Here is a 26,811-nt window from a genome sequence, read left to right as displayed (position 1 = left end):
TATAGCAAAACTAACGCCTGTATGGGAATGTCTTTTCGGCTTATTTTTAGAATGACTGTGACTGCCTCAAAAACACCTTAAAAACCTAGATAAACGCTGTTGGCAACGCTATCTCAGCATTATCTAAATGTTCATTTGATTGTTTGGCTAAGACCAGCCAATGCGCTTTGGGGTAATGGCGAGCCAAATACGCTTGCAAAAAATCAATAGTACTGTTGGCGATCTCAGTATCCGTTTGCTCAGCATCATCATGAATATGATTGTAAATAACACTATGTACCGTTAAGCCGCGCGATTTTATCGCCTCCAAACTAAGCAACGTATGGTTAATGCTGCCTAATCGACCAGAGGTGACCAAGACAATAGGATAGCCTTGCTCAGCGATATAATCTAAGGTCAATAATTCAGTGGTAATGGGAACTAGCAACCCGCCTGCTCCTTCGAGCAATACCATCTCGTAATCAGCTTGCAATGCTTCGGTGGCTTCAGTAATCGCTTCAATATTGAGAGGCTGGTTGGCCAGTGCTGCGGATAGGTGCGGTGATGCAGGCTTTTCGTAGCGATAAAGACAGGTGGTAAAATCAAGATCGCACGGCTGTAATGGAATCTCCATCAACTTGCGGTGACTTAAAATATCATCTGCAATGCCTAGCTCGCCATTTGCTTGTTTACTGATTCCTGTTTGCACAAGTTTCTGCGTCATGACATTCACGCCTTGCTGCATCAACGCTTTGGCAAGCATCCCAGTAGCATAGGTTTTACCGATATCAGTATCGATACCAGAGATAAATAAAACACTCATGGTTGACCTCGGTTTTTTAAATACGTATGCACTACTTTTAGTAGCGCTTGGCATAAGGTGGTGAGCTCATCATCAGTAATCACGTAAGGTGGCATGATATACACCAGCTTCCCAAATGGTCTGACCCAGATACCGTTATCAATCAATAAAGACTGAAAAATGCGCATATCAACGGCGTCATCTAACTCAATCACGGCGACTGCACCCAAGCAACGTACCTCGGCAACACCTGCTAGCTGCGCAGCTGGGGACAGTTGTTGCTCCATCGTACGCTGCATCTTGGTGGTACGCGTTTCGATATCATAAGACAGTATCAGGTCAATCGACGCACAGGCGACCGCACAGGCCAATGGATTGCCCATAAAAGTCGGACCATGCATAAGGGCTGGATAGTCACTATTATGAATGGTATCGGCGATATTGCGAGTACATAGCGTTGCGGCAAAAGTCATGTAGCCGCCTGTCAGCGCCTTGCCAATGGTCATGATATCAGGGCTAATAGCTGCATGTTCACATGCAAATAATTTACCACTACGCCCAAACCCAGTAGCAATCTCATCGGCAATCAAGAGTACATCGTACTTATCACAAAGTGCGCGTAATAGCTGCAAATACTCAGGACTATAAAAACGCATCCCACCTGCGCCCTGAATAATCGGCTCGATAATAAATCCTGCCAGCTGCGCGCCATGCTCTACAAAAAACTGAGTTAATGATTCACGCTCATCTACTGTCAATGCGCGATTAAAGCCAATGGGCGGCGCAGGAACAAAATGCTGCATCGGTAATTGCTTACCATACAGGCTGTGCATACCATTAATAGGATCACAGACACTCATGGCGTGCCACGTATCACCGTAATACCCTGAATGGGTTGACGCAAACTGCCGCTTGGTTGGACGCTCGGCGGCTACTTGATATTGCAGCGCCATTTTCAAAGCCACTTCTACGGCGATACTGCCACTGTCCGCATAAAAAATAGCATCAAGGCCAGTAGGGACGATATCAAGCAGTTTTTTGCCCAAGTCTATCGCTGGCTGATGGGTCAAGCCGCCAAACATCACATGCGCCATTTTACCCAATTGCTGAGTCAGTGCATCATTCAATTTCGGATGGTTATAACCATGGACGCTCGCCCACCATGACGACATACCATCAATTAAGCGCGTACCATCTTCAGCAATGATATAAATACCTTCAGCGCGATCGATAACGATATTGGAATAGGTAGGTGGTAGGCTGGTATATGGGTGCCAAAGATGTTGCTGATCGAACTCATTGGCTACTTGCATAGATTTGGTTGTCATTGTTTTTGTGGTCATTATATTGTCCCTAAAACGTTGTAAACCCAAACGTCATCAATCGCTTATCAAGATTTTATTGACCAGTAATACGCTTGTATTTGGCTAATAAATCATTTTTTGTCTCGACATGATTAGGATCATGAGGAATACAGTCGACTGGACAAATCACCACGCATTGCGGCTCGTCAAAATGCCCGACACATTCTGTGCATAAATCTGGGTCAATGACGTAGATATCATCGCCTTCTGAGATGGCCTCATTTGGGCAGGCAGGCTCGCACACATCACAGTTAATGCACTCATCAGTGATTAATAGCGCCATAAACTGCTCCTTATATTTTTGCTCGTATTAGCCCTATCTGGCTGCGCTTTACTGTTTTAGCAAGTGCTAGCAGAGTATTTTTGATGCAGCATCTTTTAGTTACTATTTAGTTTTGTGTCAAAGGCCTGCAAGACACAAGGCGGGACAAATTTGCTGACATCACCGCCAAGTTTGGCAATTTCACGAATCATCGTAGATGAGATAAAGGAATAGTTCTGGGAGGGGGTCAAAAATACTGCTTCAAAGTTTTCATCAAGCTCGCGGTTCATATTGGCCAGTTGAAACTCGTACTCAAAGTCTGACATCGCACGCAGCCCGCGCAGCACTGCCGTGGCGTGTTTTTCGCGCATAAAATCAACGAGCAGCCCTTCAAAGCCAATCACCGAGACTTGCGGCAAATCAGCAAATACGGTCTCGACCAAAGCGACCCGCTCTTCAAAATTGAACAAGGGTTTTTTATGATGCCCCGAGGCAACCGCGATCACGACCTCATCAAAGAGCTTGGTTGCGCGTGTCACCAAATCCACATGACCATTGGTAATGGGATCAAACGTACCAGGATATAGAATTTTGGTGTGTAGCTTTGAGGAATTAGGGGAAATAGAGTGGCTCATAGCATGGCTAATATAATCGGTAATATTAGGCCATATGCTAGCAAATTTTGCTCAAACTTAATACTTATCTGCTACATTTGTCCTAACAGCCGATTTACCTTTTCACCAGAGGCTTTGATACAATAGGCGGTTCGACTCATCTGACTTACAATCCATATAAAATTCAATACCATTGAATGGGTTAAGATGAGGAATTAGTAGGACTGGTCAAATAAGGCGCCTGTGTTTTTAGGCAAACCTTATGGAGAAATTATGTCAAAAAAATCGAAAAAACCTGATAATCAGATTTGCGCCAATAAAAAGGCGCGTCATGAATATTTTATCGAAGAAACCTTTGAAGCCGGATTGGCGCTACAAGGCTGGGAAGTGAAAGCTATCCGTGCAGGAAAAATGACCATCACTGAAGCGTACGTTATATTTCGCAATAACGAAGCTTTCTTATTTGGTGCGCACATTCAGCCATTACTGTCGAGCTCAACGCACGTTAGTCCAGACAGTATTCGTACCCGTAAACTGCTGCTCAATCGCCGTGAAATTGAGAAATTGTCTGGAGCAATCAATCAAAAAGGTTACGCTTGTGTACCACTGTCTTGCTACTGGAAAAACTCGCTAGTGAAATGCCAAATTGGCCTAGCACTGGGTAAAAAGCAGCATGACAAACGCAAGACGTTAAAAGATCGTGACTGGGAACGTGATAAGCAGCGCGGCTTTAAACAGCATTTAGATTAAGCGTTATTTAATCTAAATAAAAAAGGACGACTCAATATTTACTGAGCCGTCCTTTTTTGTTATTCGTGACGTTTAATAAAATAGTAACCTTTATAATATCTAGCCAGTGTCTTTCTATGCTATTTGCTCTTCTAGAGACAATGCTGTCTTCCTACTAGCCTGACGTAACTGCCTAACACCATGAGCAATCAAACAAGCAATACCTAACCAGATCAACCCATAGCTATAAATCATCGCTGATTCAAGCGGATTGCCGAGCACCGTCACCGCCAATATAAATAGCAATGCAGGTTCTATATAACTCATCATGCCATAGACATTGACTGGTAGCATTTGGCTGGCATCAATGTTGGTTTTCATCGCTAGGATGCTCAAAACGCCAAGACCGACTAACATCATGATCAAAAACCCTGAGCCTGCGACCATCGCCAAATTACTAGGCGCAAAAAAGTATAAATAACCGAGCGCAAACGGAGCAAACAAGGTCAGATCGACCAGCATGCCTGTGATGGCATCAATGCCTTGGAGCCTACGTAAAATATAATAGATGGGATAAGTACCGCACACCCACAATGTCGCCCAAGAGACACTTTGTGTACGGATGATCTCACTAAACACCCCTACCCCCGCAAATGCAACCGCCAACCACTGTAGACGGCTGAGCTTTTCGCCAAATAACAAGCAACCGAATACCACCATCATCAATGGAAACAAAAAATAGCCCATCGCGGTTTGTACGCCTTGTCCATTGACTGGTGCCCACATAAATAGCCACAGCTGACTCAAAAATATCGGCGTAGGTAGTAGTAACCATGCCCACTGTTTGAACGAGCGCAGCGCACGCAATTTGTCGATGTGCATACTCAGCCTACCGCTCACCAATAAATAGCCGACCAGCACCGCCCACATTGCTAGCATCCGCCAAATAAATACTTGCGTACCCGACAAAGGCGTCAGAAAGCTGCTATACGCATAGAGTACACCAAACAAGATATTGGATAAGATGGCAAATGATACTCCCAACATCAACGTCCGTTGTTGCGCGTTACCAGTCGTCCAAATCGCAGGCAATGGCAAACGTGAAGCAGTGGTTGCTAGCGCATTAGCGAATACATTGGAGAGCATTGAGATAGACATGATAAGCACCGTAGCCATTAATAGATGATAAAAAAACAATTGCTAGCTCTTTTTTTTAAAGCAGCTCTGATTGGTATGGTCTATTTTACTAAGGTGCTTTGATATATTATCTCTATAAAAATGTATTTATGAATAAATTTATCAAAATAATGTCATATAAATAACTATTTTCTTAAATTTAAATTATTAGTGATAATATTTATAATCAATAATCTAACAATAATGATTGATGAGGGTACATTATCATGAGCCATATTCTAGACAGCACTGATAAAGCCATTTTGAATCTGTTACAAGACGATGCGACATTACCGCTTAAAACTGTCGCAGAACGAGTGCACGTATCTATTGCGACGGCTCAGCGTCGCATTCAAGCATTGATAGACAGCGGCGTGATTACCAAGCAAGTCGCCATCGTTAATCCCAATAAAGTGGGTTACGGTCTGACCGCAGTGGTGATGATAGAAATGGAGCGCTCCAATACGTCGATGCAACATCGATTTGAGCGTTTGATGGATGCGCAGTCGCAAGTGATGAGCTGTTATGAAGTATCTGGCGATTTTGATTTTATGCTGATGGTCAATGCCAAAAATATGAGCGACTACCACCAATTCACTCGCAACTTGCTGACTTACGAAAATAATGTACGCAATTTCAAGAGCCAGTTTGTGATGAACTTTACCAAGAGTGGAACCAAGATTACCTTAGACTAAATATATCTATCTGTATTAGTTGGTATCAGCTTTTTTATTAATAATTGGTGTTTAAACTGCATTCAAAACTTGTAAAAAACTAACATAAGTTGGATAATATTAGCAATTTTTATTCACTGTAGTAGACAAGGAAGCCTGAGCATGACCTCTCAACCAGACTACCCTCATAAAACAAACAGCAGGTACAGCACTCTAAATCAAATAAGCCCAAAAGCATTGATAACAGGAACCATGCTGGCTTCAATGCTTGCAATATCAGGCTGTGCGACCAGCTCATTGCTAGAAAGTAATAACCATGTCCTCACTACTAAACAAACATTATCAGAAGACCAAATTATTGCCTTTGGCCGTCCTGCGCAGGCATTACCAAAAACGCCAAATGCGACAATGGTTATCGTTGGTGAAAAAAACAGCTACGTACTCACCCAAGGTGGGACTGAGATGATCAGTTTGCTCAGCAATTTGACGCAAAAAAACATCCACGTTGACAATGACATGAATTTTTATGTACCCAATAACGATGGATATTTCCAAGGAGAAATGAGGCTGTCTTATGCCAAACTAAAAGACGAGTTTGGGCGCACGGATTATCAGTTCTTTTTACAAAATAATGGCCGGGAATGCACATCAGCCAGTGACCAACGTATTGGTGCCCAGCGCTTTTGTTTTAATGTCCCCGTTAAAGGTGCCATATATCCGCAAGTGAGTAACTTGAGCTTGATTCAGTCAAATTATCGTGCTTTAACCAAGCCTTATACAGTAAGCTTTTATACTCAAACGCAGCAAAAAAACACAAACCGTCATGGACCAAATAGTGCGCAAAAACTGGTGCTGCTTCCCTTTGCCCTTGCTTTTGACGTGGTGACTTTCCCGCTTCAGCTATTAGATAATTAAAATCTATCAGCCAACGCACTGGCTCAACTGAAACCATAAGGCACGTTACGAGTCGATATCCGTACTTGCTCGTAACGTGCTCACTTGATCGGTTAAAATAATTTTTCGACGACGGCTTTTGGATAACTTTGCTTGGCCGTTTGTGCTGCTTGAAACAGTATCTCATCAGCCTCCACGGGGCCAGCAATATCGCACAAGCATACGTAGGCAAGCTGCATTAGATTATTTAAAAGATGCTCATTGTCCGGTACAGGTGGGCGATTATCTTCCAAAAACTGATTGATATTGATGTGATGCCCTTTGAAGGTGCGTTCTTGCGAAACAGTTTGGTGCATACTATGAAAAAAGCTGCGACTGTCTGCTGCCGTTAGCTGACTGCGAAGCGCTTCTATCACGGTATAAAATGCAAGAACGGACTCAGAGAAAGGTACGGGTACATTGATTGTCTCGTTATAGCCATTATGACTGTCAGACTCCACTGTCTGCTGGCTATCCGCTTGCAGCGTAGCCCAAAAGCCTTTACGAATTTCAGACTTGTGATCTTGTAGTTCAGGATAGCGCCTTGTCGCATCCAAGATGCACTGCTGCATCATTTTGACAGAGACAGTTGAGTACTGTTGCCACTGCCTTTTAAGCAGGCGCACCTCTTCAGGATGTAAATACTCTGACAGTACCTCTGCCATTGCGGACACGGTTTGATCGACGGATTGAGTATCAATATTCATCAGCTCTCTCCTATAAATGCCGCTCTGTTAAACTTTTAGTATCAAACATTTGCTTTTGAAACTCAGGATAGCCAAGCTCTGCATGCTCGGTATAATCAAGGCCACGCTGCTCATGTAAGCGGCTGGCCTTTAACCCAAAGCTCATATCAATCAGCTTATACATCACCAGACCCAACCCTAGCCCCCAAGCTAACGCCACGCCCACGCCTAGCGCTTGTACGCCCAGCCGTGATAAGTCAAATAAGTCCCCTGTATAAAACAATCCAGCCGCGAGTGTGCCCCATGCACCGCCAAAACCATGCACTGCCAAAACCATGCACTGCCACTGCTGATACTACGTCATCTATTTTGAGCTTCAATAGTGCCTGTGTGGATAAAATATAGACCACGGAGGCGATGGCACCGATGACAACGGCAAAAACAGGCGTCGTGGTGGCACAGCCTGCCGTGATAGACACCAAACCAATCAAGCTGGCATTGACACTATCACTGAGCAAAATGGCTTTATTCATTGCCCGAGCAATCAGCATATAGCTTACGACCGCACTGACCGCGGCGATAAAAGTGTTGGCGGCGATTAGGCCGATATTACCCGTGATAGATAACGTCGATCCAGCATTGAAGCCAAACCAACCAAACCATAAGATAAACCCGCCAAGCGCCAATAGCGTCATGTTGTGACCTGCGATTAGTCTTGGCGTACCATCAGGGGCAAAACGTCCCAGCCTTGGCCCAATGACCAAAATACCCGCCAGCGCCAACCACCCCCCGATAGAATGCACCACCGTCGACCCAGCAAAATCTATAAAACCAAGCTCAGCTAGCCAACCTGACCCGCCGAAATAACCGCCCCACACCCAACTGGCAAACACAGGATAAATAAATAAACAAATCAAACAGGCGGCAACTGCATAGCCGATAAATGAGACACGCTCTGCCATGGCACCACTCGCGATGGTCACCGCTGTCGCCGCAAACATCATCTGAAAGAACATCAGCGCCCAGTCCATATTGGACAGATTGACTGGCATAAAATGATCGGTACCGACAAACCCCGAGTGGTTAGTACCCATCATCAGACCAAAACCCACCAAGTAGAACGCCAGACCACCGATACACATGTCGGTATAGTTTTTCATCATCACGTTTACCGCATTCTTTGCGCGAACAGAGCCGCTCTCTAGTAGCGCAAAACCTGCCTGCATAAAGAACACTAATACCCCGCCCCAAATAATCCAAGCAATGTTTTGATATTCGAGTAGCTGCGCCACCGTCAATGTCTCTGCCTCCGCAGCTTGTGCACTAGCTATCGTGCCAAACAGTAGCGTACTGAGCGCTAATATCTTACCTAGTGATGACTTGAGTAACTTCTCCAATACATCCAGCCCAACAGATGATGTTCTCATTTTATCTCCAAACACTTATCTATCCGTTCAATTTTTATCGGTGCACCATTTTCACTCATTAATGCACACAAATAAGCCCTAACGGGGTTGGAGCAAAAGCTATGCCAAAAGCTATGGATGAAAATTAGAACGGCTAACAAACATGAGAAAACGTGTGAGAAATAGGTTTGCAGCGCTCATAACATTGCTGTTCAACTTACGTTATTTTTATCATTGCCCTGCTGAGCTAGCAGCTTACTTTGTCACTGCAGTTTATCTCGCGCTATCAATAACTTATCGTTAATCACCCATCATAGAATAGGTCGCATAGTGAGGTTGATTCATGTTAAAATGAGCGCTTTTACATTCGCCTTTATTATCATTGAGTAGTAAGGGACGTATTTTTAGTGCCATTTTCTAATTAACAGGTCCGCTCATGTCTGCCGATACCATCGCCCGCACTGCCTTTAAACAAGGCACCAAGCCACTTTATGATTATGACAAACACTGGGCGAGCTGCTACGAGCCGGCGCCTTACCTGCCCATGAGCCGTAAGGAAATGGACGATCTGGGCTGGGATGCTTGTGACGTCATCATTATCTCAGGCGATGCTTATGTCGATCACCCAAGTTTTGGTATGGCGATTATCGGTCGCCTGCTTGAGTCACAAGGCTTTCGTGTGGGTATCATCGCTCAGCCAGATTGGAAGAGCAAAGACGCCTTTATGGAGCTTGGCAAGCCGGTCTATGCTTACGGCGTGACCGCAGGCAACATGGACAGCATGATCAACCGCTATACCGCCGATCGCAAAATCCGTAGCGATGATGCTTACTCTCCGGGCAATGTGGCGAATAAGCGCCCTGACCGCGCGGCCATTGTCTATAGCCAGCGCTGCCGTGAGGCCTATCCTGATGTGCCGATTATCTTAGGCGGTATCGAGGGCAGCTTGCGCCGTATCGCACATTATGATTATTGGTCAGACAAAGTCCGCCGTAGTATCTTGCTGGATGCGCGTGCGGATGTCTTACTGTATGGTAATGCTGAGCGTGCCATCGTCGATGTGGTACATGGTCTGTCGAAAGGCTATAGCTTTGAGCAAATGAGCAAGTTACGCGGCACCTCTTATCTATTGACGCCGACTCGCCGTCATTGGCAAGCGGATATGACTGAGGTCGCGAGTAACGATGTCGATACCGTTGGCCGTGTCGATCCAATCATCAACCCTTATGTCATGACCGAAGACGTTGATAGCTGCTCAATTGAGCAGAACAAACCATCGGACTCGCCTGTTGGGCAAGCCATGCCGTCATCTATGTCATCACAGTATCAGGGTTTTGTCGCTGAACCAGTTACCGATAAAGTCATCAACGCCGACCAAGTGGACACTGATACCCAAGTGGTACAGATGCGCGGCTTTGACAATGCGTTTAATAAGCCAAAAACTGCCCGTAAGCACAAAATTAAAATGCCGCCACGTGAGCAAACGGTGATTCGTCTACCTGACTATGAGCATGTCAAATCTGACCCAGTCCTCTACGCCCATGCCAACCGTATCTTGCATCTAGAAACCAATCCGGGTAATGCGCGTGCGCTGGTGCAGCGTCATAGTAGCGGTGCAGGTAACTCGCATACCTCTATCGACGTCTGGCTGAACCCACCACCGATACCACTCTCGACAGAAGAGATGGACTATGTGTTTGACTTGCCATATGCGCGCCTGCCACACCCAAGCTATGGCGATGCGCGCATCCCTGCTTATGACATGATCAAGTTTTCGGTCAATATCATGCGCGGCTGTTTTGGCGGTTGCACCTTCTGCTCGATCACTGAACATGAAGGCCGTATTATCCAAAACCGTTCAGAAGAGTCGATCTTGCGCGAAGTAGAAGCGATTCGTGATACTGCACCCAACTACACTGGCGTGATATCTGATCTTGGTGGGCCAACGGCCAATATGTATCGTCTGAGCTGTAAAGACGAGACCATTGAAAAGAACTGTCGTAAGCCTTCTTGTGTCTATCCTGATGTCTGCGAAAACCTATTGACTGATCACAGCAATTTAACCAAATTATATCGCAAAGCCCGTGATATTAAAGGCGTGAAAAAGATTCTGATTGCTTCAGGTTTGCGTTATGATTTGGCGGTTAAAGATCCTGAATACGTCAAAGAACTGGTCAGCCATCATGTCGGCGGTTATCTCAAGATTGCCCCTGAGCACTCTGAAGAAGGCGTGCTATCGAAGATGATGAAGCCGGGCATGGGTAGCTACGATCAATTCAAAGCCATGTTTGAGCAGTTCAGTCAGGAAGCGGGCAAAGAGCAATATCTGATTCCTTACTTCATCGCGGCCCACCCGGGTACGAAAGATGAAGACATGATGAACCTTGCGCTGTGGCTAAAAAGTCATGGCTATCGCGCTGACCAAGTACAGGCGTTTTATCCAAGCCCGATGGCGACTGCGACCACCATGTATCACACGCACAAAGACCCACTACATAAGATCAGCCGTAGTGAAGGTGACATGGATATCGTCAAATCTGGCAAACAGCGCAAACTACACAAAGCGTTCCTGCGTTATCATGATCCAAAAAACTGGGTACTATTGCGTAAAGCGTTACAAGACATGGGCCGTAGCGATCTGATTGGTAAAAACCGTGGCTGCTTGATTCCACCATTTAATGCCAGTTTGGAAGGGCGTGACGCGGCGCAAGACAGCTATCAGTCAGCGCGCAAAAAGAACAGCCGCCTAGGCAATGACTCAGTGAAACGTAGCAACAACTCGTCAAACTCTAATGCAGCAACCAAGGGCGCAGCGGGCAAAAATGCTATCGGTAAAAACAGTAAGAAAAAAGTCAGCAAAGGCAACTTCCAAACGCAGCATACGGGTCTACCACCGCGCAAAACCAAATAGCTTTATAAGAAGTAGTTTTAATAATATAAATAGTATAGAAATATGAACTAGACGCAGACCGTATTAAACCCACAAAAAAAGCACCTATCAGCGCTCAGTTGATAGGTGCTTTTTTATCTGACTTATTAACGAATAAAATTCAAATGATTATCGTTTATCTTTCAATGCGTTGGCGATGGTAAGTTACATTAGTCAGCGATTGGGTAACGAAGCTAATAGGTAATGAACAATTTCTAACACGGCAATACTTCGTTTTCGCTACTATAAGCCTCATATGCTAAACGCATTATTAAGAACAAGTAAATGACACCAGTAATACTTTTGGAGAGAACGATGAATACCATCACTAAAATTGCAACTACCCTACCAGTCCTTGCCCTACTTAGCGCTTGTGCGACTACCGCCCCTGCTACGCCAGATACGACTGATACCCCTGCGCCAGAAAAAGTCACTGCCGCTTATGATCGCATGGCAGCAGCCCCATATACCTGTACTGATGGCAGCAAAATCATGGCAAAGCAGTCTATTAACAAAAAGCAAGTCATGCTCAATGCTACCTTGCCCAAAGTTAAATGGACAGAGCAAAAGCTCGTACTAAACGGTGGCGTCAAAGGCGACGTCGCAAGCTATGTCAACGATTCAAATCCAGAAGCCATCTATGCATGGCATATGAAAGATGACAAAGGTATCTTTGCGATCAAATGGGCGAGCGGCACAGAATATAAAGTAAACTGCCAAATCTAATCCGCCAATCATACATAGAAAATGATAGCGAAATGAAACAGTCGTCCTAGGGTGGCTGTTTTTTTATGCGCTTTTTATGAGGCTTGCCTATCTGGCTTATATTCTTGTAACCATTGCTCGTTGGTTTTTGCTAGAGAAGCACACAGAAAGCTGTCAAAATAGCCGTTAGCACACATTAATAATAAGCAATGATAAAAAGGATAACTCGATGGCGAAGCGTCTGATCAGTATGATGGTAATGGCAACGGCGAGTATGTGGGCACTGACAGCCTGCGATAATAATACCGACTCTTCTGTTGATACCACCGACCAAGCAGCGAACACAGTGGCGACAGCAGATACCGCAGCCGAGCCATCGACAGCAGAAGGAAAGCCGACTGCCGACACGATAGATTGGTCATTAGTCGATAGTGGAACAAAGCCTGCTGACCCCACCAACTACAAGTATCCGTTTGCGATTGATAGTCAAAACGTCCGAGACTATGCGGATTTCTTCGATGTGGACGCGGCGACCGCACAGCACAACCTCACTATCAGTATGGCAAGCAACGAAGCCCTATCCAAAGTCTTGGATCAGTTGAGCGAAACCTATGTCTCACATGAGCTGACCGATGGCAACGAGATGACGCTGGTCATTCATACTACGCCCGATGTCGCTGCCAGTCGCTATGATTATGTATTATCAGACGACTTTGCTAAAGGGTTGGTATTACCTATTGTGATCAAACCAGATGGCAAAAAAGGTGACGCTAAGGCGCATGGGGAAATGGCGGAGTAGCTCGGTATATTTGTCCCGCATCCTCAAATCATTTGATTATAATAAAGCGCGAATCAGCATATAACTGCCCATGCCGAACATCATGACGTTTTCGGTTAAAGAAATCGCGCCCAGTGGCACATTACTATCGCCGCCGACGCAGGCGCATTTTAGCTCGCGCTTATCGATATAGACGGCTTTAATAACCGATACCCCGCCGATCATACCGATGATAAAGGCAACCAGACCCGCAATTGGATTGAGCCACGGCTGATCGGCAAGCATAGCGATACCGGCAAACGCTTCTAAAAACGGATACACATAGGCATAGCGTACCACGCGGCGTGCGAGTAAATCATAGCCCAAAAACCCCGTCGTAAACCCTTCTAAATCCTCAAGCTTTTTAATCGCCAATACACACATGGACAGCGCGACAAACCACATAAGCGCTTGGATCGATAAGACGCTGACGGCAAATGCCCAGCATAATGCCAACGTCATCAGCGCGGTAACAGCAAATATCGCAATAATGGGCGCGTACGTGGTGTCGTCGTCTGTCTCGGGTTCTTGATTACCCAAAAATACTTGCAGATCATCATTGCCGCCAATGCGCTTGCCATCGATAAAGGTCTGCGGCGTGGTCTTGACCCCAAGCGTCTCTTTGACCAGTGTATTCTCATCTTGGGTCGTGATATGGCGATCAATGATGTCATAGCCTGCGTGCTTGAGCGCATCGATTGATTTGAGGCCAAACGGGCATAGATGGTCTGGCATCACCATACGAAAGATAATGGCAGACTGACCGCCCTTCTTTTGGATATGCTCGCCTTGCAGAGTATCAATAAGATGCTGTACTTGCGGACTTTGGCTACTATCTATAGTGTCGGTATCAGATTGATGATTGATATGGTCTGCCATAACGCGCTCCTTACGCTTTGCTTATTCACTGCTTGATAATAGTTTTTCTGATGACTATTATCTTATAAGCATCGGTAAGGGCAATCTGAATCAGTCTTGTTAACTTTGTTAGGTTTAATGATAAGTGGTAGCGTGTGTTTTGGTTCGTATCACACGCTACTATTTTATTACGAAGTCTGGCGGTAGGGATTGTTCGATAGTTCGATTTTTACGTTTGTATCACAAAGCAGCTTAGCTAAATAAGGCTGATATTGTGTGGCAGCAGGAGCTATATAAATTTTATCAAGATGTTGTTTTACGTCCGGCTCATACTCAACATATAGAAACCTACCAAACTCCATTTTTACTTCAGGTTTATCAAGTGAAGTGATATATATCATTCGACACTCTTGCTCCTCTTGAAACGCAGAGTGTTTGATTAGGTATTTCAATGGTAGAAGAATTTCATCTAATAACACTTCAAGTTCGTTAAATTTATCTAATGAACTTTCTCGAATTTTTGTGTTTTCACTAACTATTTTTTCATAATCACTTTTCAGAATATTAAAAGACTCTATAAAATCATTAGTTTTTTTAGCCATTTCATCAGAGTAATTTTCCCACATCTCCTCTGCGAGACTTTTTTCTGCATAATCCTTACCTTTATCTACTATAATATTATTACAGTCAAATTCGCGATAAAAAGTAAGCCTATTACGCTGTGCTAACTGGATATATCCACTTTCTGGATCTAAGTAAATACAACGCATTACTTGTTTTTTACTTATTAAATCACTATTAGACTTGTCTTGATTCTCGATATCATCATAACCAAAATCAGGAGAAATACTTTTTCCTGTCAATTTTTGAGAAAACGAATCAATTGATAGGAACGAAAGACCTCCAGAATTATTATCTTGAAAGAATTTTTGAGTGAAAACTAAACTAACACCAGAAGCTTCTAGGTAATCTTTCTTACCATAAAGTCGAAATTGATTTAGACTATCGTGATTGAAAGTGAAACAACTAAAAAAGGCATGAAACCTTTCATCAAAATCTGCAGAGTTATAAACTGTATCTTTTTCCTTATTCAGAAAAAATTTAAGTAGCTGACCTTCACTAGGGTCGTTCATGTTACTAATAGTATTCAAACGTAGTTTTTTAGTAGGCTCTTTATTACCAACTTCATCTAATAAAATATTAGCCACATCAGTACTGGTGTAATGAGCAAGCTTTCTTTCAGCACATTGACTTTTACTGTTTGAGTCTATAAATTTTATCTTTAGAATATCAACAGTTTTCAAAATTCTTTCAAAAAATCTTAAGTACTTTATTCTTGATACTTTATCATTATCTCTTCTTAATAAATCACATATTTTTATATAGCAATGTGATTCGTAAGAAAATAACTGTTTTGCAATTAAAAAGTACTTCTTGGCTTCAAGAGCACTTTTCTCAACATTTTTATCAAGAAGGGTTTTTCCTATTTCAAATTGAGCGCTATAGAATATATTTAAGCTATCAGAACGTTTTATTTCACCCCATTCGTCCATTGCTCCTTCAAGTTCAACTCTATATTTCAATAAAAACCCAGTATTAAATTTCGCTCTGGCATACAACTCTGTATTATCAAAACGCTTAATATTACTCCATGTTGATAAAGCTTCTTCTACGTTGTTTTGCTTTATCAGGACTAATCCGATATTAAATTGTGCAGCAGCATATAAATTCTCATCATCAGAATACTCAATTTTGCGCCATGCATATAACGATTTTCTATTATCATCCATCTCTTGAAATAGTATTGCAGTGTTAAATTGCGCTCTAGCATACGCTACTAAATCATCAGAGCGCTTAACTTTTCCCCATATTGACAAAGCACCTTTTAAGTCTTTCTTTTGTTTCAAAACTAAACCAATACCGACTTGTGCCTTAGCATATGCAGGTGGATAGTCTTTATGCTGAATCGCTTCCCACACTAGTAAAGCCTTTTCAAAATTCCTTGCTCGCTCCAAAAGAAATCCAATGTTGCACTGCGCTTTAGCATATGTTTTTACATCATCATAACGTTCTACAGTACGCCATTTAGCAATCGCCTCTTCGTCACTAGCATTTTCTTGAAATATTTTTCCTATGTTGAATTGAGCATCTGCGAAAGCCTCTCCTCCATCTCTCTCACGCGTCACCTTCTGCAACTCTTCAATTTTTTTACGAGTCTCTTCGTCTAGACCTTCCATGTCATCAATATTCATACCCTACTCCCCAACCATCGCCAAAAACGCTTCCTCAGCTACAATTTTGACGCCGAGTTTTTCCGCTTTTGCCATTTTCGAGCCAGCCTTGTCCCCTGCCAGTAGCGCAGTGGTTTTTGCCGAGATGCTGCCTGAGACTTTTGCGCCTAGTGCTTGCAGTTTGGCTTTGGCTTCATCACGCGCCATGCTATCGAGCGCGCCGGTGATGACCCACGTTTGCCCATCGAGTGGTAGCCCTTCTGAGGCGACCTGCTCGACTTTACCCCAATGCACGCCAGCCTCGCGTAGTGCGGTGATGACTTCGATATTGTGCGGGGCACGAAAGAATTTATAGGTTAGCTCGGCAGTGATTTCGCCGACATCTGGCGTTTTTATCAAGGTCTCAATATCGGCAGTCATTAATGCGTCAAGATCACCAAATTGCTGCGCAAAGTTCTGTGCTGTGCCTTCACCCACACCGCGAATACCTAGCGCATAGATAAAGCGAGCCAATGTCGTGTGCTTGCTCGCTTCAATGGCGCTGATGATGTTCTGTACCGATTTTTCACCCAGTTTTTCAAAGGTGACCATCTCATCTGCATGGTTGTGCAACTGATAGATATCAGCGACGGTTTTGATCAGACCATGTTCAAAGAAGCTAATCAGCCAACTTGCACCAAGTCCATCAATATCCATCGCACGGCGTGAAACAAAGTGAATGAGCGCCTCGGTCTGCTGCGCTGGGCAAAACAGACCGCCCGTACAGCGCGCCAATGCTTCATCTTCTGGCAGGACAACAGGCGAGTCGCAGACAGGGCAAGTCGAAGGTAGCGTGACTGGCTCGCTGTCCGCTGGGCGCTGCTCATGCCACACGCGGGTGACTTTGGGGATCACATCGCCCGCCCGGTGGACGCTGACCATATCGCCTGCGCGCACATCCAAGCGTTGAATCTCACCAAAGTTATGCAAGGTGACATTGCTGACGGTGACGCCGCCGACTTTGACAGGTTCGAGCTTGCCGACTGGGGTTATCTGCCCTGTCCGTCCGACTTGCCATTCGATATCGTTGAGGCGCGTCATCACCGTTTCGGCAGGAAATTTATAGGCCGTTGCCCAGCGCGGCTCACGAGATAAGAAGCCAAGCTGCTGCTGTAATGCAAGGCTGTTGACCTTAATCACCATACCATCAATCTCAAATGGCAAATCGGCACGACTTTCTATCACAGACTCATAATAGGTCTGTGCGGCGCGTGGATTGGCGACCACTTCTACGGCACTGACGGTAAAGCCAAGCTCGGTGAGCCACGCCAGCGCCCCTGATTGGGTGTCTACACTCTCAGGCAAACCCTGATTGACCGAATAGCCGTAAAATGCCAATGGACGACTGGCTGCTATCGCTGGATCGAGCTGACGTAAGCTACCAGCAGCGGCATTGCGTGGATTGGCAAAGGTTTTGCCTTCGTTCTCTTCCGCCAATCGATTGAGACGTTCAAACCCTGCTTTTGGCATCAGTACTTCACCGCGCACTTCTAACAGCTCGATATCAGCGGCATCGGCGATCCATAATGGTAGATTACGAATGGTTTTGGCATTTTGGGTAATATCTTCGCCTGTCTGCCCATCACCGCGCGTGACCGCTTGGACAAATTTGCCATGCTCATATTTTAATGAAACGGCTAATCCATCAAGCTTTAGCTCCATCTCATACTCAGGGTTTTGCTGTGAGACGCTAAGGCGGTCGTTAACACGGCGCATAAAGTCACGCAAATCATCGTATTCAAAGACATTGCCCAGCGATAACATCGGGATATCATGCGTGACTTGGGTAAAGGCTGAGAGCGGCATATCGCCGACTTGATTGATCGGACTGTCAGGTTGTATCAGGTCTGGATATGCTTCTTCAATCTCAAGCAACGAGCGGCGCAATTGATCGTACTCACTGTCTTCTAAGATTGGATTATCAAGCACATAGTAAGCATAATTGTGCGTTTTTATCGACTCGATAAGCGTGCGCATTTGCGAGATAATCTCTGCGCTGTTTTTGGCACTATCATCGGTCAAACTGGCTATGTTAGATGTCGCACTTTGTACTTGAGGAGATGGATTTTTAGAATTATTTGGTGAGGTAGCGTCAGTCATAGTCGGTGTCTTTTTTGTCATTCAAGATGCCGATATGATAACAAGTTTACAGGAAGCTCGGTATAGTCAATCCTATATAAATCAGCTACTGTGTTAGGCTCGATCAGTCTACTACGTGTAGCACTTCACTCACCTTCCTTGTATCTAAATTATCTTGGACCGACTCTAGATTTTTGCAGAAACTATAGCCCATTAAAAAAGGCAAATAACGTGAATCGCTATTTGCCTTTTTAACACTCTATAACTGTTTTTAGCAGTTGATCTACTTAGCCACTGAACGATAAGCCTTTGAGCACTTAGCCTTCATAATCACGAACTTGGTTACGCAGCTGCTGCTTGTATTCAGGCGTGATTGGCTGGTTCTCTTCATCGAGCATAATCGCATCAAGATCGCTTGCCATCATATAAGCAATGCTCATCATGCTATCGAAGCTGCGCACGGCTTGTGGATGTGGCAATGATAAAAACATGACTACACCATTGTAAGTGTTGGTCGCGACACTATGCGGATCGAATGGCGCGATACCACTGTCGGTGATACCCATCATGCTAAACCACAGCATACCCGTGCCGTCTTTTTGCTCATAACGATGGAACATATTCATCGCGCCATAGCGTAAACCATACTTATCAATCAATGCTAGCAGGTCACGACCACGGATAATCGCAGTTGGACGATCGCGATATTGGTGCGGCAAGATAGTGATGTTGATGTTGTCTTTGGCATTGATCAAAGGGCCGTTTTGCGCATCATCGCCTGACTCTGATAAATGCTGATCCAGTATCGGGCTGTTGTTGTCGAAGCTTGGCTCTTCTGCGGTATCAATCGATGGCATCAAGCTATCTGTTGCTGACATGAGGCTAGAGAATGCATCAGGCTCTTGCTCGATATGCATCTGATCAGCCGCTTCTACAAACTCAGCATTATCAGCACGACGTTGCTCTTCTTGCCAGCGCGCATAGTCTTCATTGTCGATGACGTCATGATCTTCATCTGCCATAGTGTCGCGTTCAGCGGTCAGCTGGGCATCGACGTTGGTATGAGGCTGCGTCAATGGCTCTTCTTCAACGACAGCATTCAGATAAGTGCGGTCAGGGCCAATGCTCGTCTCGCCAGCAACTGTATCATCAAAGTCCGGCTGATCAACGATATTGCGCTCATGACGCGGTATGATGGGAATACCGTTTTTATCATAATTGACCGCAGCAGCTTCAGCACCATTACGGCGCTTAAAACTGCGAATGACCATAAACAGCCCTGCGAGCACGATAAACGCGGCAATGGCAATCAATACAAACTGAATAGCGGTCATGATAAATACATCCTAGTATATATAACAAAAGGGAATACACAAACGAGCATAAATGGCAATATTCTAGCATGGCTGACCCATGTCGTCACCACATTGTGTACTTTATAACCAGTATGCTGGACTGAGGTCAAGCATATTTGTATTTATGCCGATGGATTGATTATATTTGCATCGCTTTGATTCTCATAGCGCTTTTAGTTTTGGCTTTTTTGGTCTTAGCTCTCTACATAACGCGCGGCTTCATCGAGCGACACACTGACTAGGGTAGAAATACCGGCGCTTGGCATGGTGATACCTTTTAGCTCATCAGCGATCTGCATCGTCAGTTTGTTATGACTGATAAAGATAAACTGCAAATCATCTGCCAGCTCATGAATGAGGCTAGTAAAGCGCGCAACATTGGCATCATCGAGCGGTGCATCGACCTCATCAAGTACACAAAACGGCGCAGGATGCTGCTTAAATATCGCAAAGATAAGACTAAGCGCGGTCAGCGTTTTTTCACCGCCAGAGAGTACGGCTAAGCGACTATTGCGCTTACCCTTTGGCTGCGCCATCAAGGTCAGCCCTGCCCGCCATTGTTCTGACTTTGGCGTATTGGCTGGCATCTCGTCTGTGTTTAATGTCAGACTGGCTTGCCCACCGCCAAACACTTTAGCAAACAAATTAGCCAGCTCATTGTTGACTGCATCGAGCGTCTGCATAAATAGCGTCTTGGTCGTCTCATCGATCGAAGCAATCGCTTCAGTCAGCGTCTGCATACTGGCGGCAATATCGGTGGTCTGCTGCGCGAGTGGCTCTAGACGCTCATCGACCTCAGCCAACTCTGCGACGGCAGCCAGATTGACGGCACCAATTTTACTCAGCTGCTGCGCAAGCTTGGCGCGCTCGGACTCCAGCTCAGCAATTTTGTCTGGGCGCACACGGCGATCATGAGCGATAAAATCTGCTAGCAAATTTGAGACACTCATGGTTTGTTGCGCGGGTTCTGATACCGCGTTGTATTTCTCACTCACTCGAGTATAAGCATCTAAAGCGCTTTGCGTCTGTCTACTTGCATCCTCCAAACGTGCCGCACTCAGTGCCAACTCAGTTGCGTGCTGTGCAAGTTCGCTTTGCTGCGTCTGCAAGGTGTTTTGCAACGTATCAAATGCCGTCTGCTGCTCAGAATACGCTTGCTTTAGTGCCGTTAGAGCGCTATCACGCTCGCTCAATAACGCTTGCTGCTCATCACGCGTTGTCTGTGCGCTATGCAATGCGGCTTGCAGATCGGGCAATTTAGCTTGCTGCTGCTTGTGACGCGTCTGTAGACTCTGCTCATTCTCTAATGACTTATCATATTGCTCGGTTGCACGAGCCAGACTGCTAACGCTATGCTCTAGGCGCATCTCATACTGCTGGATACGTAGCTGCAGTGCCTGCCAAGCCTCATCATCGGCTTGACGTGTGCGGTTTAGCTCGCTGCGCTCAGATTGTAATTGCTGATTGGTCGCTCGTGCCTCTGCTATTTGCGGCGTGAGTGTGGCGATTTCGCTTTCGATATCCTGCTGCTCATGAATAAGTGTCTGCGCCTCATGCGCAAGCTCTTGCTTTTCCTGCTCAAGTGTCACTTTGTCAGTATTTAAGCGTTGGCTATCTGCTTGCAAGCGCTCCGCATTGGCGCGCTCAGTCGTCAGTTGCTGCTGATATCGATGCTTATCACGGGTTAATTGCTCAGCTTGTGCGCGCGTTTCTTCTAGACTAATCATCAGTGCGTCATAATCGCGCTGGTCTTTTGCAATGGATTTTTGCCGATCGTGGATTTTGCTCTCAAACTCATCTAGCAAGTCTTCTAGCGTTTGCAAACGCGTGCGCTGCGCCAAACGCTGGGTGAGAAACTGACTGCTGCCCTCGCTTTGATCGTCTTGCGCGCCAGCGAGCTTACTCAAATTAAGCGTGCCTTGACGACTGATGACCCAGCCATCGGCAGTCAGCAGAAGCGCGGATGGCGGTAATGATTTTAGGACATCGGCAAATACGTTAATATCATGTTCGCTATCAGATTCAAACTGCGCTGTGTATAGATAACACTGCTGCCAAAGCGTAAGCGCAGGCTGAGCAATCAGATGTGATAATGGCCATACTTTATCAGTTAAGCTATCTGGTAAGTCGCTAATAAAGGCACTGTCTCTGGTTTTATTTTGTTTCGCAGGCAACCATAAGCTATGAGCCGTTGCTAGTGTTTTTTCTTTTGTACTGGCTGACGTGTTTTGTACGGTTTGATAAGTCAGTAAATCAGTAATATCATGTTCCAGTACTTGCCATAAGCTGTCAGCTTTTTGAGAAACGCCATTAGCATTGTTAACGCCTGATTGCTTGATTTGATTAGCTTGTTGGTGAGCAACCAGCACATGGCTGTCTAGCCATAACGCTAAGACACTATCGAGTAGCTGTGCGTGCGCCTGCCCCTTCGCGCTCAGTTCAATCTGTTCACGCAGCGTTGTAATAGCCAATTGCTGTGTATTTACAACGCCACTATCGCTATTGCCTGTTACAGCTGCTTTGTTTTGAGAGTTCGTTGTAGGTTTAGGGTGCAGTATCTGATGCAGCGTATCGTATTCGCCTGCGAGTAGTGCATGACGTTTTTCATCATCGCTCAACTCGCGCTGCTGCGTGTTCAGTCTCTGCTGCAAATGATGCGCTTGCGGTTGTATGTCAGATAGACGCTCGTCCACGCCCTCTCGTTGACGCTCAATCTGCTGTAACGTTGTGCTCAGTTCAGTGACTTGCTGCGCTAGCGCTTGACTTAGGTCGCGCTTATCCGCTGCCTGACTTGCATCAGCACTGGCACTAACATCATTATCACTGGCAGATGGCGCTATAGACTGCTGCAATTGCTGCCAGAGGTTTTGCCAATTTTGCTCGCGGCGTTGCCACTTATCATAGCTTTGCTGGTGGCGCTTTTGTGCTTGGATATTAATCGCCTGCTGCTGCTCAAGCGTGCGAGCCTTGTCTTGCAAGCGCGATAGCTGGTTTTGTGCGTCGTGCCATGCACGCTGCAATGGTTGCTCATTACGCTTGTAGTCATCGCGCTTGTGAGTCAGCTCAGCGAGCTGTGGGCGTAACGCTTCTAGCGCTTGATTCTGCTCAGCTTGTTCAGCGTTGAGTCGTTCGATATCAGCGAGTGATTGCTCGCGCTGCTGCGCTAAGTGAGACAGTTGCTGCTCAATGGCTGCCAGCTGTGAAATGGCATCGCTCAATTGATGCTCGGCAGTTTGGTAGCCCAGCTGCTGCTGATAGTGCGCGCTTTGGGCATCATCTTTGAGCCATTGCTCTTGGTTGATACGAGCGGTGAGCTTATCTTGCTGAGCTTTTAGCGTGTCATAATCGGCTTGCAATGTTGACACTTCAGCCGTACTGCGCTCATATTTGATTTTTTGCTGCTGCTGATTGTGCTTGGCTTGGTAGAGCTGCTGAATGGTAAGCTGCTGCTCAATATCAGCCAAGGTGAGAGAGATTTCTTCGTAACGCTGCGCACTCGCTGCTTGTTTAGACAGTGTTTTTTGTTGCCGCAGTAGTTCGCTTTGCATGTCGTGCAGACGTGCTAGATTGTCTCTTGTTTTCTCAAGCTTCTTTTGCGTCTCTTCGCGGCGCGCCTGATAGCGCGAGACCCCAGCTGCCTCTTCAATAAACTCACGCAGTTGTACAGGGCTAGACTCAACAATACGCCCAATCATACCTTGCTCAATCACCGCATAACTGCGCGCACCCAGCCCTGTTCCCAAGAACACATCGACCACATCTCGGCGACGACAACGCGTGCCATTGATAAAGTAATCTGAGCGGCCATCCTTATTTACCTGACGGCGAACCGACAGCTCTTGGTACAAGTTAAACTCATGTCGAATGCCCGTCTGCTCATCTTGGGTATGCTCAAAGGTCAGCTCGACACTGGCAACACTCTTGGCCGCTTTGTCTTGCGTACCAGCAAAGATAACATCACTCATCGCACCGCCGCGTAGCTGCTTGGCAGAAGTTTCACCCAGCACCCAGCGAATGGCGTCAATCACATTGGATTTGCCGCAGCCGTTTGGCCCGACGATGGCAGTGATGCCATGACGAAAGGTAAAGGTCGTTGGGTTGGCAAAAGATTTGAAACCTGCCAGCTTTAGGGATTTTAAAAGCATGAATAGTCAGTTGATATGGCGAAAACAGGCGGCTATTCTACCTGAAATTGTCGTGAGTTTTTAGGGTTAAACATCTAAGTGCATAAACGATTTTGCCTTCAGGCTCTCGTGAAACCCAAGCAGCAGTTTTTGTTCGACTTGGCAGACGTTATTTTCTGCTAAGTAGCGCTGATTGAACGCAACCAATGCTGACCACGTGAGACTGGCCACTTGTAAATGATCGACGATTTCCAACAGCTCTGGTCTTAAGAGATGCTGATATTTCTTGGGTCTTTTGTGACATAGTGCTAGCTCTCGGTCGGCTAAGCGTTGCTTATTATGCTCTAGCGCATTACCACCGATGAATAACAACAAAAACTTGGCCCCTTTATCGATAAAGCCTTTTTCGAGCAAATGCTCATACATCACGCAGTACTTGAGCAACTGATCTGGGTTTTTTCGACCATTGAATTTCAATTCATTGGCAACCAGCACATTCGCCTGATGGTTGTAGGCCAAGTTGTCCATATACATCGCTTTGAGCTCTGTGCTGGCCTCAAACAATCCGCTGTTGCCATGTGTCGACCACGACCCATTTGGCTCAAAGGTGATGAATTGCTGATAAAATGAGTCTAAGTAGACATCACTACATAAACTCAAAAAGATATCGAACTCTTTATTTAAATAGTCCTCAGAGAAAAACGCGACTCGGCGAATAGCTTCTCTAGGATCGCAGATGCCTACCGTTTTCGGTGAATAAGTATTTAACTGCTCAGACTCATGCATTTTTGCATTGAGTTTCTTAATGACGGCGTGTTCAACTTCTTCTAGGTTTTTTCCTGCTAGCTCTGGATCGATTGCCCATTCGATGATTTGGCGCACATATTGCTTTTTGGTGATTCCAAGAATTTGCTTTGGCTCCCACGCCAAAAACTCTACCATATTCGTAAGACCAGTCGTCCATGATAGCTGGTCTTTTAAATGATTTATTGAGCCAAAAACACGGCGATATTTTTCTGCTGCTTTCATACTAATAATGTCTCATGGTTTACATTTTTTACGACAAATATTTGAGATTGCTATAACACACCCAATCCACTTAATAACAACTGCCCTCCTGCAAATATCAGTAGCACGCCAAACGCGCGCTTGAGCATCAGAGCAGGCAATACATGGGCAAGCTTGGCACCGACTTTTGCCATGGCAAAGCTCGCCACCGAAATAAATAAGAATCCTGTGACGTGGACAAACCCGATGGTGCCCTCAGGCAGATTAACCACATCTTGACCAAACCAAGCAAATCCAGCTGCGCCAGCTAGAGCAATAGGTAGACCGCACGCCGCCGACGTACCGACCGATTGCTTCATCGGCAGTCCCGCCCAGTTCAAAAACGGTACGGTCAAACTACCACCGCCAATACCGAAGATAGACGATGCCATACCAATGCCCGTACCTGCGCCAAACTGTATCCCAGCAGGCGGCAACGGCTTACCTACTTGCTCTTTGTTAGAAAAGAACAGCATTTTTAGCGCAACCAGTAGCGCGCCAACACCGATTATGGCTTGTAGCGCCTGACCATCAATCATATCTGCGATACCAGCGCCGACCAAACTCCCCACCACCAAGCCGAGCGCCATCTTGCGCCATACTTCCCAGCGGACACCGCCGCGTTTATTATGAGCCGTCAGTGAGCTGATCGAAGTGATCACGATGGTCGCAAGAGACGTACCAATGGCTAAATGTGTCACCACTTCTGGCGAAAAGTCATAAGCGGTAAAAATCCAGACCAGTGCGGGAACGATAATCATGCCGCCGCCCACGCCAAACAACCCTGCGCTGACACCTGCAAACGCCCCTGCAATCACAAACCACACATATAACATCATAGAACAAACCTTTTATAATACTGGCCTAGTATTAATTTTATTTCATACTTACTGATTTCTTGGCGCACTCAACTGTATTTGCCAAATCTTAACGTGACCTTTATGCTGTCTTTGACAACCGCCTAGTATATCAAAGTTTCTCTTAACCACATCGACTAAACCTATGCCAACACTCACCAGTTTTTCAAGCCATTTATCCGATCTCAACCACCGTCACGTTGCCAGTAGCGCCTCAACCAATAGCGAGCTGATCGCAGCACTGCAAGATGGGTCGTTAGATATCGCAGCCGTGCACGTTTTGACCGCAGAGACCCAAAGCGCTGGACGTGGACAACATGGGCGCTCGTGGCAGTCGCCGCGCGGCAATGTCTATCTGTCGCTATATCACCCCGTGCATATGCCAGTTAGTGGTTTATTGTCTTTAATTATTGGCCTTGAGCTGGCAAAAATGCCTGTCATCCAAACACTGAATGAACAGCTACTAGCGCAAGGATTGACACCAATTGGGGTGAAATGGGCAAATGACTTAGGGTTTTATCCATCTCAAGATGTTAAGCGTGCGTCATTGGATAGCGGTGAGGCACATCAGCAAACACTACCCTTTCAAAAACTCGCTGGTATCTTGATAGAACCCGTGACCAAATCTGGCAAGCTGGTTGGTGTAGTACTGGGTATTGGGTTGAATGTACAAGCCGCACCAAAGCTCACCGCTCAAACGTCTGAGGGGATGAGTTATCAAGCGATCAGCTTACAAGACATCCATGGGTTGCTACATCCAGAAGTGGCAGCTGCCACGAGCCTGCCAGACTTACAAACGCTGTATCAGCAAATGACGACGGCACTCATGGCAGCGATGACACGCTTTGAGCATTTATCCATCGAAAAACCAACAGGCCACACCTATTATTTAGATGGATTTTTGCAGCAGTTTGCAGCGATGGATGCACTATCAGGTCTGCGATTGCGCGTTACACAAGACTATAATAATAAAAAGCAAGTGATAACGGGGTTAGCTTGCGGCGTGGATACTCATGGGTGTTTGCAATTGCAGCAAGATAACGGTAAGATTTCTACGCTTTTTACTGGACGCATTGACGTTATTTATTAGGCTTAACCACCAAACTGACGAGCACTATTATTAACGAGCGCTATATAAAGGGATT

General features: G+C 45.7%; 20 protein-coding genes and 1 pseudogene. 7 read left to right on the top strand and 14 right to left on the bottom strand.

Annotated features, from left to right (window positions below):
- Positions 1 to 85: 85 nt before the first annotated feature.
- From bioD to coaD, 4 genes are all read right to left on the bottom strand, one after another.
- On the bottom strand, positions 86 to 802 hold the full coding sequence (bioD, locus tag ACHUET_RS02085; protein WP_394210231.1) for a dethiobiotin synthase: 717 nt from the start codon (positions 800 to 802) through the stop codon (positions 86 to 88).
- Entirely contained in the window at positions 799 to 2,124 is a 1,326-nt protein-coding gene (bioA, locus tag ACHUET_RS02080) for an adenosylmethionine--8-amino-7-oxononanoate transaminase (protein ID WP_394210229.1), read from the bottom strand. The genes bioD and bioA overlap by 4 nt, the downstream gene beginning before the upstream one ends.
- A 55-nt stretch (positions 2,125 to 2,179) precedes the next feature.
- Complete coding sequence (locus ACHUET_RS02075) at positions 2,180 to 2,428, bottom strand: YfhL family 4Fe-4S dicluster ferredoxin (protein ID WP_394210227.1); 249 nt, start codon at positions 2,426 to 2,428, stop codon at positions 2,180 to 2,182.
- A 95-nt stretch (positions 2,429 to 2,523) separates the two neighbouring features.
- A complete protein-coding gene (gene coaD, locus ACHUET_RS02070; protein ID WP_394210225.1) occupies positions 2,524 to 3,042 on the bottom strand; it encodes a pantetheine-phosphate adenylyltransferase in 519 nt (172 codons plus the stop codon).
- A gap of 252 nt (positions 3,043 to 3,294) precedes the next feature.
- On the opposite strand from coaD, the gene smpB reads away from it, so the two are divergent.
- Positions 3,295 to 3,771, top strand: a complete 477-nt coding sequence (smpB, locus tag ACHUET_RS02065) for an SsrA-binding protein SmpB (RefSeq protein ID WP_057758370.1) — start codon at positions 3,295 to 3,297, stop codon at positions 3,769 to 3,771.
- 114 nt (positions 3,772 to 3,885) lie between these two features.
- Here the strand turns inward: smpB and rarD are convergent, their stop codons facing one another.
- On the bottom strand, positions 3,886 to 4,908 hold the full coding sequence (gene rarD / locus ACHUET_RS02060) for an EamA family transporter RarD (protein WP_394210223.1): 1,023 nt from the start codon (positions 4,906 to 4,908) through the stop codon (positions 3,886 to 3,888).
- A gap of 245 nt (positions 4,909 to 5,153) precedes the next feature.
- On the opposite strand from rarD, the gene ACHUET_RS02055 reads away from it, so the two are divergent.
- Together ACHUET_RS02055 and ACHUET_RS02050 are read left to right on the top strand one after the other, a co-directional pair.
- Positions 5,154 to 5,621: an Lrp/AsnC family transcriptional regulator gene (locus ACHUET_RS02055; protein ID WP_201598841.1), complete on the top strand. Its 468-nt coding sequence runs from the start codon at positions 5,154 to 5,156 to the stop codon at positions 5,619 to 5,621.
- A gap of 141 nt (positions 5,622 to 5,762) precedes the next feature.
- Complete coding sequence (locus tag ACHUET_RS02050) at positions 5,763 to 6,515, top strand: YidX family protein (protein WP_394210221.1); 753 nt, start codon at positions 5,763 to 5,765, stop codon at positions 6,513 to 6,515.
- 92 nt (positions 6,516 to 6,607) lie between these two features.
- Here ACHUET_RS02050 and ACHUET_RS02045 read toward each other — a convergent pair whose 3' ends face one another.
- Together ACHUET_RS02045 and ACHUET_RS02040 are read right to left on the bottom strand one after the other, a co-directional pair.
- On the bottom strand, positions 6,608 to 7,240 hold the full coding sequence (locus tag ACHUET_RS02045; RefSeq protein WP_394210219.1) for a hypothetical protein: 633 nt from the start codon (positions 7,238 to 7,240) through the stop codon (positions 6,608 to 6,610).
- A 10-nt stretch (positions 7,241 to 7,250) separates the two neighbouring features.
- Positions 7,251 to 8,583: pseudogene (locus ACHUET_RS02040) on the bottom strand (ammonium transporter).
- A 478-nt stretch (positions 8,584 to 9,061) separates the two neighbouring features.
- On the opposite strand from ACHUET_RS02040, the gene ACHUET_RS02035 reads away from it, so the two are divergent.
- From ACHUET_RS02035 to ACHUET_RS02025, 3 genes are all read left to right on the top strand, one after another.
- A complete protein-coding gene (locus tag ACHUET_RS02035) occupies positions 9,062 to 11,536 on the top strand; it encodes a YgiQ family radical SAM protein (protein WP_394210217.1) in 2,475 nt (824 codons plus the stop codon).
- A 333-nt stretch (positions 11,537 to 11,869) separates the two neighbouring features.
- Positions 11,870 to 12,280 (top strand): hypothetical protein, encoded by a 411-nt coding sequence (locus ACHUET_RS02030; protein WP_394210215.1) that lies wholly within the window; start codon positions 11,870 to 11,872, stop codon positions 12,278 to 12,280.
- Positions 12,281 to 12,488: 208 nt separating this feature from the next.
- The gene (locus tag ACHUET_RS02025) at positions 12,489 to 13,058 is read left to right on the top strand and encodes a hypothetical protein (protein WP_394210213.1); all 570 of its coding nucleotides are present in this window, start codon (positions 12,489 to 12,491) and stop codon (positions 13,056 to 13,058) included.
- Positions 13,059 to 13,094: 36 nt separating this feature from the next.
- Here ACHUET_RS02025 and ACHUET_RS02020 read toward each other — a convergent pair whose 3' ends face one another.
- The 7 genes from ACHUET_RS02020 to ACHUET_RS01990 all read right to left on the bottom strand — a co-directional run bounded on the left by ACHUET_RS02020 (position 13,095) and on the right by ACHUET_RS01990 (position 25,645).
- Entirely contained in the window at positions 13,095 to 13,955 is an 861-nt protein-coding gene (locus ACHUET_RS02020; RefSeq protein WP_394210211.1) for a MauE/DoxX family redox-associated membrane protein, read from the bottom strand.
- A 167-nt stretch (positions 13,956 to 14,122) separates the two neighbouring features.
- A complete protein-coding gene (locus ACHUET_RS02015) occupies positions 14,123 to 16,186 on the bottom strand; it encodes a tetratricopeptide repeat protein (protein ID WP_394210209.1) in 2,064 nt (687 codons plus the stop codon).
- A gap of 3 nt (positions 16,187 to 16,189) precedes the next feature.
- A complete protein-coding gene (ligA, locus tag ACHUET_RS02010; RefSeq protein ID WP_394210207.1) occupies positions 16,190 to 18,304 on the bottom strand; it encodes an NAD-dependent DNA ligase LigA in 2,115 nt (704 codons plus the stop codon).
- 296 nt (positions 18,305 to 18,600) lie between these two features.
- Positions 18,601 to 19,617, bottom strand: a complete 1,017-nt coding sequence (locus ACHUET_RS02005) for a cell division protein ZipA (RefSeq protein ID WP_394210205.1) — start codon at positions 19,615 to 19,617, stop codon at positions 18,601 to 18,603.
- 215 nt (positions 19,618 to 19,832) lie between these two features.
- Positions 19,833 to 23,783 carry an AAA family ATPase gene (locus tag ACHUET_RS02000; protein ID WP_394210203.1) on the bottom strand — a complete coding sequence of 1,317 codons (3,951 nt, stop codon included), beginning with the start codon at positions 23,781 to 23,783 and terminating at the stop codon, positions 19,833 to 19,835.
- 66 nt (positions 23,784 to 23,849) lie between these two features.
- Positions 23,850 to 24,791: a hypothetical protein gene (locus ACHUET_RS01995; RefSeq protein ID WP_394210201.1), complete on the bottom strand. Its 942-nt coding sequence runs from the start codon at positions 24,789 to 24,791 to the stop codon at positions 23,850 to 23,852.
- Positions 24,792 to 24,841: 50 nt separating this feature from the next.
- On the bottom strand, positions 24,842 to 25,645 hold the full coding sequence (locus ACHUET_RS01990) for a sulfite exporter TauE/SafE family protein (RefSeq protein ID WP_394210344.1): 804 nt from the start codon (positions 25,643 to 25,645) through the stop codon (positions 24,842 to 24,844).
- A 166-nt stretch (positions 25,646 to 25,811) separates the two neighbouring features.
- Between ACHUET_RS01990 and ACHUET_RS01985 the strand changes: the two genes are divergently transcribed.
- Entirely contained in the window at positions 25,812 to 26,756 is a 945-nt protein-coding gene (locus tag ACHUET_RS01985; protein WP_394210199.1) for a biotin--[acetyl-CoA-carboxylase] ligase, read from the top strand.
- Positions 26,757 to 26,811 lie beyond the last annotated feature (55 nt).

It is taken from the genome of Psychrobacter piscatorii (genome assembly GCF_043641605.1).
GTDB lineage: Bacteria > Pseudomonadota > Gammaproteobacteria > Pseudomonadales > Moraxellaceae > Psychrobacter > Psychrobacter piscatorii_C.
Note: the sequence above shows the minus strand (reverse complement) of the source record. Positions and strands in the feature narration are given on the sequence as shown.

Excerpts from the sequence above, each read along its gene's own strand:
- bioD (WP_394210231.1), bottom strand. The coding sequence starts at position 802 with ATGAGTGTTTTATTTATCTCTGGTATCGATACTGATATCGGTAAAACC.
- bioA (WP_394210229.1), bottom strand. The coding sequence starts at position 2,124 with ATGACCACAAAAACAATGACAACCAAATCTATGCAAGTAGCCAATGAG.
- ACHUET_RS02075 (WP_394210227.1), bottom strand. The coding sequence starts at position 2,428 with ATGGCGCTATTAATCACTGATGAGTGCATTAACTGTGATGTGTGCGAG.
- coaD (WP_394210225.1), bottom strand. The coding sequence starts at position 3,042 with ATGAGCCACTCTATTTCCCCTAATTCCTCAAAGCTACACACCAAAATT.
- smpB (WP_057758370.1), top strand. The coding sequence starts at position 3,295 with ATGTCAAAAAAATCGAAAAAACCTGATAATCAGATTTGCGCCAATAAA.
- rarD (WP_394210223.1), bottom strand. The coding sequence starts at position 4,908 with ATGTCTATCTCAATGCTCTCCAATGTATTCGCTAATGCGCTAGCAACC.
- ACHUET_RS02055 (WP_201598841.1), top strand. The coding sequence starts at position 5,154 with ATGAGCCATATTCTAGACAGCACTGATAAAGCCATTTTGAATCTGTTA.
- ACHUET_RS02050 (WP_394210221.1), top strand. The coding sequence starts at position 5,763 with ATGACCTCTCAACCAGACTACCCTCATAAAACAAACAGCAGGTACAGC.
- ACHUET_RS02045 (WP_394210219.1), bottom strand. The coding sequence starts at position 7,240 with ATGAATATTGATACTCAATCCGTCGATCAAACCGTGTCCGCAATGGCA.
- ACHUET_RS02035 (WP_394210217.1), top strand. The coding sequence starts at position 9,062 with ATGTCTGCCGATACCATCGCCCGCACTGCCTTTAAACAAGGCACCAAG.
- ACHUET_RS02030 (WP_394210215.1), top strand. The coding sequence starts at position 11,870 with ATGAATACCATCACTAAAATTGCAACTACCCTACCAGTCCTTGCCCTA.
- ACHUET_RS02025 (WP_394210213.1), top strand. The coding sequence starts at position 12,489 with ATGGCGAAGCGTCTGATCAGTATGATGGTAATGGCAACGGCGAGTATG.
- ACHUET_RS02020 (WP_394210211.1), bottom strand. The coding sequence starts at position 13,955 with ATGGCAGACCATATCAATCATCAATCTGATACCGACACTATAGATAGT.
- ACHUET_RS02015 (WP_394210209.1), bottom strand. The coding sequence starts at position 16,186 with ATGAATATTGATGACATGGAAGGTCTAGACGAAGAGACTCGTAAAAAA.
- ligA (WP_394210207.1), bottom strand. The coding sequence starts at position 18,304 with ATGACTGACGCTACCTCACCAAATAATTCTAAAAATCCATCTCCTCAA.
- ACHUET_RS02005 (WP_394210205.1), bottom strand. The coding sequence starts at position 19,617 with ATGACCGCTATTCAGTTTGTATTGATTGCCATTGCCGCGTTTATCGTG.
- ACHUET_RS02000 (WP_394210203.1), bottom strand. The coding sequence starts at position 23,783 with ATGCTTTTAAAATCCCTAAAGCTGGCAGGTTTCAAATCTTTTGCCAAC.
- ACHUET_RS01995 (WP_394210201.1), bottom strand. The coding sequence starts at position 24,791 with ATGAAAGCAGCAGAAAAATATCGCCGTGTTTTTGGCTCAATAAATCAT.
- ACHUET_RS01990 (WP_394210344.1), bottom strand. The coding sequence starts at position 25,645 with ATGTTATATGTGTGGTTTGTGATTGCAGGGGCGTTTGCAGGTGTCAGC.
- ACHUET_RS01985 (WP_394210199.1), top strand. The coding sequence starts at position 25,812 with ATGCCAACACTCACCAGTTTTTCAAGCCATTTATCCGATCTCAACCAC.